We start from the raw sequence: 3438 nt of genomic DNA on the forward strand, positions 1-3438 counted from the left end.
GATCACTATGGCGCTCGAACGCGACAAGCACGCTGCTCAGCACGCACTGCTGACTCTCCACGAGAGCCAACTGCTCGACCTCTATCGCCGCATGACGCTCATCCGCCGCTTCGAAGAGAAGACCGCCGAGATGTACAGCCGCGGGAAAATCACCGGCTTCTGTCATCTCTACGCCGGCGAGGAGGCCGTGGCAGTCGGCTCGATTTACGCGCTGTACGACAAGGACTACGTCGTCTCGACCTATCGCGAGCACGGCCATTGCCTCGCCAAGGGCGCCGAGCCGCGCGTCGTGATGGCCGAGCTGTTCGGCAAGGCGACCGGCATCTCGCACGGCCGCGGCGGCTCGATGCATCTGTTCGACCAGGACCTGCGCTTCATGGGCGGCTACGCGATCGTCGGCGGTGGATTGCCGATCGCATGCGGCCTCGCGCTCGCGGTCAGCTACAACGAGGGCCCCGAAGTGGTCTGCTGCTTCTTCGGCGACGGCGCACTGCCGCAAGGCGCCTTCCACGAAACTCTCAACATGGCGTCGCTGTGGAAGCTGCCGCTGGTTTTCATTTGTGAGAACAATTTTTACGGGATGGGCACGCTGGTCCAGAATGCGATTAGCCAGGAGGAACTCTACCGCTTCGCCGAGCCGTACAAGATGCCGGGCGTGCGCGTGGACGGGATGGACGTGCTCGACGTTTACGGCGCGACGATGGAGGCGGTTGCGCGCGCGCGCGCCGGTGACGGGCCGTCGTTGATCGAGGCCGTCACATACCGCTTCCGCGGGCATTCGATGTCCGATCCGGCCGAGTATCGCAGCAAGCGCGAAGAAAGAATCTGGCAGGAGCGCGACCCGATCAAGAATCTGCGCCGTCGGCTGCTGACCGAGAAGCGCGCCACCGAATCGAAGCTTACCGAAGTCGAAAACGAAGTCGCCGCAACGATAGACGACGCGGTCAAGTTCGCCGACGAAAGCCCCGAGCCCTCGATGGATGAGCTCGGCAAGGGCGTTTACGCGTCGGAAGACAAGTAGGCGATGGCACAGATCACTTACCGCGAAGCGTTGAACCAGGCGCTGCGTGAGGAACTCGATCGCGACGAGCGGGTCTTCATCATGGGCGAGGAAGTCGGCTACTTCGGCGGCGCATTCAAGGTTACCGACGGCCTGCTCGCGGTTTACGGCGAGAAGCGAGTCCGCGACACTCCCATTTCAGAACTGACTATTGTCGGCGCAGGCGTTGGCGCCGCGATGGGCGGGCTCAGGCCGGTAGTCGAACTGATGACTATTAACTTTGCGCTTCTGGCTATCGATCAAATAGTCAATAGCGCTGCCAAAATACATTTCATGTTCGGCGGCAAAGCCAATGTACCTATAGTCATTCGCGCGCCGCAGGGCGGAGGCCATCAGCTGGGCGCACAGCACAGCCAGAGCCTCGAAGCGTATTTCCTGCACTGCCCCGGGCTGCGCGTGGTCATTCCGGCGACACCGGCCGACGCCAAAGGACTGCTGAAAACCGCGATTCGGCAGATCGATCCCGTGATATTCCTCGAACACGAGTCACTATACGGCGTCAAGGGTGAAGTCCCCGAGGATCCCGAGTTCATGGTGCCGTTCGGGAAGGCAAATATAATTCGCGAGGGTAAGGATGTGACTATAGTCACTTACTCGAAATGCGTATATGACGCGATCGGGGCGGCCGAAGTACTCGAGAACTCGGGCATCGATGCCGAGATAGTCGATTTGCGGACGCTTAACCCGCTCGACATGGCGACCGTCGTCGCATCCGTCAAGAAGACCGGGCGCGCAATCGTCGCCTACGAAGGATGGCGCACCGGCGGCGCAGGCGCCGAGATTGCCGCGCAGATTCACGAGGCCGCCTTCGATTCGCTGGACGCGCCGGTCGTCCGCGTAGCCGCGCTCGATTCTCCGATGCCGTACAACAAGCATCTCGAGCACGCGTCGTTGCCGAGCGCCGGAGACATCGTGAAAGCGGCGGAGCAATTGACCTGACGCTCCTGGGGCCGGAAATCATGAGCAACGAAATCACGATGCCCAAGCTCTCGGACACGATGGAGGAAGGCAAGATCCTCCGCTGGCTCAAGCGACCGGGCGACAAAATCGCGCGCGGCGAGGCGATTGCCGAAGTCGAGACCGACAAGGCCGACATGGTGCTCGAATCGTTCGACGAGGGTGTGCTCGATCAGATTCAATTGAAGGAAGGCGAGAGCGCGCCGGTTGGCGCGGTAATAGCGACAATGAAATCTACAGGCGCGAAGGAATCCAAACCAGAAACGAAATCCGACGCCAAGCCCGCGGCGAAGCAACCCAAAACTGAATCCAAATCGCAGCCGAAGTCCGACCAGCCCGCTCCGACTTCGTCGATGGAAGACCCAGGCACAGAAGCAGCTGCGACCTCGGAGATGCCCAAACCAATCGCGATCAAGCCGAAAGCCACCGAGAAGAAAGACGGTGCGAAGAAGCCTATCGCGCCCTCCGCCGTCGTGACCGACGGCTCCGCCGGTGATTTGCACGTGCATCCAGCGATGTCGGCGAATCCGAGTGCCGCGCCGACTGCGATCGCGGCTCCCCCGCCGCATCCCGAGCCACTCGCCCCCGCGGCTGATGCCGACACGGGCGATGGCCACAAGCTGCGCGCCTCTCCACTGGCGCGGCGCGCCGCCGAGGAAGCCGGCGTCGATATCACTCACGTGCGAGGCACCGGTCCTGATGGGCGAGTGACCAAGCGCGATATCGACAACTTCATCCGCGAGCAGCAGCTGTTCAAGTTCCGCCGCCTCGTGTCGCCGCGCGAGGGCGCGCCCGGCTCGCGCGAGGAACTGTCCGCGATGCGCAAGACCATCGCCAAGCGGATGGCCCAGTCGAAGCGCGAGATCCCGCACTTTTACGTCACCGTCGAAGTCGCGATGGAAGACGCGGTGCGCTTGAAGGACTCGCTCGAAGCAACCGAGATGTTCGAGGAGGCGATCACCTACAACGACATCATCGTAAAGGCCTGCGCGCTCGCACTCGGCCGCTACCCGCGGATCAACGCGAGCTACGAGGACGAAGGCATCGTCATCCATCCCAACATCAACATCGGAGTGGCGGTCGCGGTCGAGGACGGTCTGATTCTGCCGGTGATTCACGGATGCGAGCAATTGTCGCTGCTGGAGATTTCGCGCGCGGCGCATCGACTCGTCGCGAAGTCGAGCCGCGGCGGTTTCACGTCCGATGAACTCTCCGGCGCGACGTTCTCGATCTCGAACATGGGTATGCTCGGCATCGAGCACTTCGCCGCCGTTATCGTGCCGCCGCAAGCCGCGATCCTCGCGGTGAGCGCAATCAAGGATCGCCCGGTCGTGCGCAACGGCCAACTCGCAGTCGGCAAGACGATGATGATGACGGGCTCGTTCGACCATCGCATCGTTGACGGCGTCGTCGCCGGCCGC

General features: G+C 62.3%; 3 protein-coding genes. All 3 read left to right on the forward strand.

Annotated elements, in window-relative coordinates:
- Positions 1-7: 7 nt before the first annotated feature.
- Positions 8-1021 carry a pyruvate dehydrogenase (acetyl-transferring) E1 component subunit alpha gene (pdhA, locus tag VIW95_RS04300; RefSeq protein ID WP_349259288.1) on the forward strand — a complete coding sequence of 338 codons (1014 nt, stop codon included), beginning with the start codon at positions 8-10 and terminating at the stop codon, positions 1019-1021.
- A gap of 3 nt (positions 1022-1024) precedes the next feature.
- Positions 1025-1999 carry an alpha-ketoacid dehydrogenase subunit beta gene (locus VIW95_RS04305; protein ID WP_331584183.1) on the forward strand — a complete coding sequence of 325 codons (975 nt, stop codon included), beginning with the start codon at positions 1025-1027 and terminating at the stop codon, positions 1997-1999.
- A gap of 20 nt (positions 2000-2019) precedes the next feature.
- The coding region (locus VIW95_RS04310) for a dihydrolipoamide acetyltransferase family protein (RefSeq protein WP_331584184.1) at positions 2020-3438 on the forward strand (1419 nt) is incomplete at its 3' end.

It is taken from the genome of Binatus sp. (SeqCode) (genome assembly GCF_036522015.1).
Lineage (GTDB): Bacteria > Desulfobacterota > Binatia > Binatales > Binataceae > Binatus.